The 5,860-nt window shown below is 45.2% G+C and carries 7 protein-coding genes; 1 reads left to right on the forward strand and 6 read right to left on the reverse strand.

What is annotated here, in order from left to right:
- The 6 genes from urtB to V6C93_RS28095 form a co-directional block, all read right to left on the reverse strand.
- On the reverse strand, positions 1–991 hold a 991-nt coding region (gene urtB / locus V6C93_RS28070), incomplete at its 3' end, for an urea ABC transporter permease subunit UrtB (protein WP_333479970.1).
- Positions 992–1,079: 88 nt separating this feature from the next.
- Positions 1,080–2,408: an urea ABC transporter substrate-binding protein gene (urtA, locus tag V6C93_RS28075; RefSeq protein ID WP_333479971.1), complete on the reverse strand. Its 1,329-nt coding sequence runs from the start codon at positions 2,406–2,408 to the stop codon at positions 1,080–1,082.
- Positions 2,409–2,554: 146 nt separating this feature from the next.
- The gene (gene ureG / locus V6C93_RS28080; RefSeq protein ID WP_333479972.1) at positions 2,555–3,151 is read right to left on the reverse strand and encodes an urease accessory protein UreG; all 597 of its coding nucleotides are present in this window, start codon (positions 3,149–3,151) and stop codon (positions 2,555–2,557) included.
- Positions 3,152–3,299: 148 nt separating this feature from the next.
- Positions 3,300–3,992 (reverse strand): lecithin retinol acyltransferase family protein, encoded by a 693-nt coding sequence (locus V6C93_RS28085; protein ID WP_333479974.1) that lies wholly within the window; start codon positions 3,990–3,992, stop codon positions 3,300–3,302.
- Between the two features lie 17 nt (positions 3,993–4,009).
- On the reverse strand, positions 4,010–4,159 hold the full coding sequence (locus V6C93_RS28090) for a hypothetical protein (RefSeq protein WP_333479975.1): 150 nt from the start codon (positions 4,157–4,159) through the stop codon (positions 4,010–4,012).
- 31 nt (positions 4,160–4,190) lie between these two features.
- Positions 4,191–4,751, reverse strand: a complete 561-nt coding sequence (locus V6C93_RS28095) for a glycosyltransferase (RefSeq protein WP_333479976.1) — start codon at positions 4,749–4,751, stop codon at positions 4,191–4,193.
- A 324-nt stretch (positions 4,752–5,075) separates the two neighbouring features.
- On the opposite strand from V6C93_RS28095, the gene V6C93_RS28100 reads away from it, so the two are divergent.
- On the forward strand, positions 5,076–5,789 hold the full coding sequence (locus tag V6C93_RS28100) for a hypothetical protein (protein ID WP_333479977.1): 714 nt from the start codon (positions 5,076–5,078) through the stop codon (positions 5,787–5,789).
- The last annotated feature ends 71 nt before the right edge of the window (positions 5,790–5,860 follow it).

Raw genomic sequence — 5,860 nt, forward strand, 5'->3', positions numbered from 1 at the left:
AACCGATGAGGTAGTTTACCGTGCCGATCGCAAGCGCCGCCACAATACTCCCCACCAACTTGCCAACACCACCCACCACCACGACCATGAAGGTATCAACCACATAGTTCTGACCCGTATTCGGCCCCACAGAACCCAGCAAACTAATTGCACAACCCGCAACGCCTGCCAATCCAGAACCGAGAGCAAATGTTAAGGCATCAACCTTTTGAGTGGGAATCCCCAAGCAAGAACTCATACTCCGGTTTTGTGTCACCGCCCGAATTCGCAACCCCCATGCCGAACGTTGCAAAAACAAGTAAATCGCCGCCACACAAAGAATCGTGAGACTAATGATAAACAGCCTAGTGTAAGGCAGTGTCAGACTAAACAGAGGCAAATTACCTTGTAGCCAACTCGGTGCCGTGACATTCACATTCTGAGCGCCAAACCAAGGCTGAGTCACGGTAAGTTTATAAGTCTGAGCCAAGAATGCGCCAGTCGCCCAGGCAATGCCGAGTGATAGCGGTAGCATCACCGCTATCACCCAGTTACGCATCCTATGCATATCCGGGCGGCGAGACACCATCCACATAGCTCCAAAAAAGAGCAGACAAAACACAGCTAGACTAATTGCCAATACCCAGTTCACGCTTCGCACAAACTGTTGCAAAATTAAGCTGACTCCCCAAGTCGCTAAGAGAGTCTCCAAGGGGCGTCCATAAAGGTATCGAATTACTCCCCGCTCCAAAATCAAACCCATCGCCGCTGCGATGAGGAAAGCCATCGGTAGTGCCAAAAAGATATAGAGTTCAAACCACGACTTTCCCAGCAAGTTGAAGCCATTTTGTACAACGAAGGTCGTGTAAGCTCCCAGCATCATCAACTCACCGTGAGCCATGTTAATCACGCCCATCAGTCCAAAAACAATGGCTAATCCTAGCGCTGAAATTAATAAAACAGCGCCAATACTAAGGCCATTAAATAGGCTATCAAACAATGCTGCTATCACGCCTTTTCTCCAGCGATTTTATATTTTAGATTCTGGATTTTAGATGGAGTTCACATCTAAAACCCAATCTTTATACAAGCTAAGGCTCTTAACTCATTTTGAATTTGCCGCCTTTGTTGGGATCAGACCAATCACAGCCAAAGCCTTTCGTTTCCGCCACGAATTGATTCCAGGGCACAGGGGAAACTGCTTTTTCCGTGGAATAAACAATCTTAAACAAACCATTGTCCCCAATTTCGCCAATCCGCACAAACTTAGCGAGGTGATGGTTATTTTCCATCGTCACTTTCCCTTCGGGAGCATCAAAAGTTTGACCCAAAGCAGCTTTACGCACGGCTTCTATATCTGTTGTTTTTGCTTTTTCAACAGCCTGTTTCCACAAGTAAACTGCAATGTAGGCAGCTTCCATTGGGTCATTAGTCACCCGGCTTTCCCCGTACTTTTTCTTAAATGCCTCAACAAACTTTTTATTGGTCGGATTATCGACGGTTTGGAAGTAGTTCCAAGCCGCGTAGTGACCTTTAAGATATTCTGGGCCAATGGCTTTAACTTCTTCTTCCGCAATACTGACTGACATTGTGGGATATTTGTCTGGAGTTAAGCCAGCCCCTTTAAGCTGTTTAAAGAAGGCCACATTACTATCCCCATTCAGGGTGTTGTAAATGACGCCACCATTGGGCAGAGCGGCTTTGATTTTAGTGATGATGGCTGTAACTTCGGTATTGCCCAAGGGTAGGTAGTCTTCCCCAACGGTTTTACCGCCTTTTGCCTGTAATTGAGCCTTAATAATGGTGTTGGCAGTACGGGGAAAAACGTAGTCTGAACCAACCAGGAAGAACTCTTTACCCTTATTTTGCAAAAGCCAATCCACTGACGGCTCAATTTGCTGATTGGGGGCAGCGCCTGTGTAGAAAATGCTCTTAGAACACTCCTGACCCTCGTATTGTACGGGGTACCAGAGCATGTGGTTTTTCTCTTCAAAAACTGGCAGCACGGCTTTACGGCTCGCCGAAGTCCAGCAGCCGAAGATAGACACAACCTTGTCTTGGTCAATCAGTTTTTTCGCTTTCTCGGCAAAGGTAGGCCAGTCAGAAGCGCCATCTTCTTTGATAAACTCGATCTTTTTACCGAGAACTCCGCCCGCTGCATTGATTTCATCAATTGCCAGTAATTCAGCATCTACGACACTTTGCTCACTAATGGCCATCGTGCCGCTCAAAGAGTGTAAAATGCCGACCTTGATCGTATCACCGCTGCTCCCGCTAGCACCCGCTGCTGCCACTGGAGAGGCAGAAGTCGTTGGACTTCCTGCCGTTGTAGTTGGCTCATTTTTAGCGCAAGCTTTCAGGAAAATGCTGGTTCCCAAAGTTGCGGAGCCGTAGAGCAGAAATTTACGTCGCCCAAATCTCCTCACCATGCTTTACTTATAGCCCCCTCTGAATTCTGCTTACTGATAGAGAGATATTGCAGATAAGGTGTGATATTAGAGCGAGGTTAAGCCACTAATTGTAACGAATGATACAAAATCTTAGATCTAGAGCGAACAGCTATAAAGATCGAAAGTTATCCTTTATGAATCTTAATAAAATCAATCACGGCTGGGAGCCCTTCCTGAGTTTTCAAATTAGTAAAAACGAAGGGTTTGTTGCCTCGCATCTTTTTGGCATCACGTTCCATGACGCCCAAGTCCGCACCGACCATAGGGGCAAGGTCAATTTTGTTGATCACTAAGAGGTCAGATTTGGTAATGCCTGGCCCACCTTTACGCGGAATCTTGTCCCCAGCAGCCACATCAATAACATAGATAGTCAAATCAACCAGTTCTGGGCTGAACGTTGCTGCTAAGTTATCGCCGCCACTCTCTAAAAATACCAAGTCTAAATCAGCAAACCGTTGTTCTAGTTGTTCTATAGCTGCCAGATTCATTGAGGCATCCTCGCGGATGGCGGTGTGGGGACAACCCCCGGTTTCAACGCCAAGGATGCGATCGCTCTGCAACGCCTGACTCCGCACCAAAAACTGAGCATCCTCCTGAGTGTAAATATCATTGGTTACCACCGCAATCTGATACGACATGCGCAACGCCTTGCACAATGCATCTAATAACGCGGTTTTCCCCGAACCCACAGGACCAGCAATTCCAACACGAAAAGTACTCATACAGAATTTGGGATTTTAGGCTTTATCCATCTACAGCAATTTCTCACAAATCAATAATGTTGGCTTTCACTAACGTTCAACCCAACCTACCTGAAGGGGTATCTGCACTCCTTAACATGCTCTTATCTTCGCCGCTTGCTGTTGCATGTCAACGAATTTGTTGCAAGGCAGTCTGATTACGGATGAGCGTTTCCGTCATGGTTGCGAGTTTGTCTAGCTTGGCTTTATCTTCAGTCGCCCGTGATTTGTAGAAAAGCTTCTTTTTAAGCGCCGCACGCGCCAAGTCTTCCCTACCTTGTTTTAGCGCTTGCTGGGCAACCCGCTGCCAAGCGTCAATTTCCTGAACAGCTTGGTTATACTCTGGTTGGATATTATCCCAAGTTCCCTTGATTGTAGCTAAAGCCTCGTTGAGCGATCGCAACGCCTCACTTCGGTCAGAGTGTTTGAGTGCGAGGAAGATGGGGGCAGACAAGCTATCAGTATCGAGGTTGGCAATTACAGGGATAAAGTTTTTCACCTGCCGACTCTCGTTCACACCCGTCTTGCACCAAGTGGCAAAGTGTTCACAGTTATTAAACAGCAAATTGTAGTTCTTTTCACCTAATCGGCTTTCTGCCCGTTGAACTACAACATCCGGGATAAAACAGGTTCGATAGTTCCTGACATACACCTTAGACTTGGAGTGATTCATAAAGGTAGCAAAAGACGTGCGCTCAATCGTCTCCGTTCGCTTGCGTTGATGAATCACGGTGCCATCGCCACAGTCAATGCCATGATGCTCGTATACACCCTGAAGGCTGAGAAACTCTTGCATTACGTAAATTTGATCGCCACGCGCCATACTTGCCTAAAACCCTGTTATCGCTTCGCTCTTGTTACTGCCTGTTTCGTTGCTGCTAGCTGTTCCAACAGCGTAGCCGATAAAGTGGGTGCGTCATAACGGGCAATCTCCGTTTGAAAAAGTTTCGCCTTCTGCCGATAGGGAGAAGAAGCGAGAATTTGCTTCACAGCGTCTTTTATCTGCGTTGGCGTAGGCTTGCTAGTTTTGTAGGTTAATACCCACCCCACTCCACTCCACTCGTGCACAGACTTCAGGCTTATCTTCCGTTTGACCTGCGACCACTAGAGGGACACCATTCACCAAAGCCATCTGCACGCCATTGTACCCGCCGTTAGTCACCATAACATCAACATGGGGCAGAAGATGGGAATAGGGAATAAACGACTCTATCCTGGCATTGGCAGGGTATTGTGCCAGTTTAATGCTTTCAGTTGGTTGACCCCCAGTTGTTGCAACAACCAACACATTTTCATCCGCAAGTGCCTGGAGCGTTGGTACAATCAAATCGTCTGTTTCGGTAGCTACGGTACCTTGCGTAACTAGAACGACTGGTTTGTCTCCTTGCAGATCGCTCCACCAACTAGGGGAAATAAAATCAGCAGGAGGGGTCGATAAAAACGAGCCAACGAAATGCACTTGAAGTGGTAAGTCACTGCGGGGATATTCAAACGCCGGAACTGTTCCCTGTAAGTAGAGATAGGGAGATACAACAGCATCAAATCCAACGGCGGGGATTGTGCCTATAAGAAAACGAGCCATGTTGAATCGAAGCTCCATTAGGAGTAGTAAAAGCGGCCTTCGACTCTTTCAAGGTGATGAACATGAACTCCGACACGAAACCCAAAAAACTTTATTGCAGCTCGTTTGTTACAGTGACCTGGGTTGCGGCTATGATCATCGTCATTGCTGAATCGCCAACGGATACTCATATAGAAACTCGTGTTACCAGACTTTGATGCCAGCTAGCAACTGAACGCATACGTGGAAATAGATAGTTGTACCATAGGCAATTTTCTCCTACTCGTTGGCTGCCATTTTGACTTTCCTGGGGGTGCATGATTCCCTAAAATTGGAGAACCTAGGATGATAGGAAATTTTTTCCGTTTGTTCCGCTCGCTTTTTGGGCACCCCAGTACTCAAAAAATCAATGCTGCTATTCTGAGCATTACTGTATTGCCCATCTTATATATCCTTGGAATTTTGCCTTTAAAAATGGTTCCTTCATGGGAATATGTTTTATGGTTTACATCCTCCCTTGTGTTAGCTATTTTTGGAGTTAGTTTATTTTATTTAATAGGATTACTATTAATTCGATTCAAACACGCTTTATTTACTGGAAATAAAACTTTCGACCAGAGATCGAGAGAATTATTTGCACCTGTATGTCTTTCTCTACTATTAGCTGTATTTTGCTATGTTGTATATTGGTCAGCTTGGTTTATAGTTTGGGTAGACGAGATTTCTGAAGAAAAAATAATTGGGCATTTAAATTATCCTTCTTATGGAAAAACAATTTATGTATATGCCGAAAAACGATGCTTCTTTGATTGTAGCTTATATTATTCATTTTGGTTGCCATATCGCTGGTTACCTGTGATGCACAGCATAGCCAACTTTGAAACTAATTACAATTACGGTCAATCACAACAGGAGGAAAAAGCATCATATGATGCTTACCTTAAGAAAATTCGAGAAGAGGGTGGTATTGTTAAAATCCCTTTTAACAAATCATCCGATGGAGATAGTTTTGTCTATTATAATTTGAACACGGGAAAGACTTGGCAAGAAAACCATTAAATTAACTAGTAAATATGAAAAATGGAATGGTACAACGAACCACCCGTTTGGAATGTTCAAGAGAACACAAT

This window comes from Allocoleopsis sp., from assembly GCF_036703385.1.
GTDB lineage: Bacteria > Cyanobacteriota > Cyanobacteriia > Cyanobacteriales > Coleofasciculaceae > Allocoleopsis.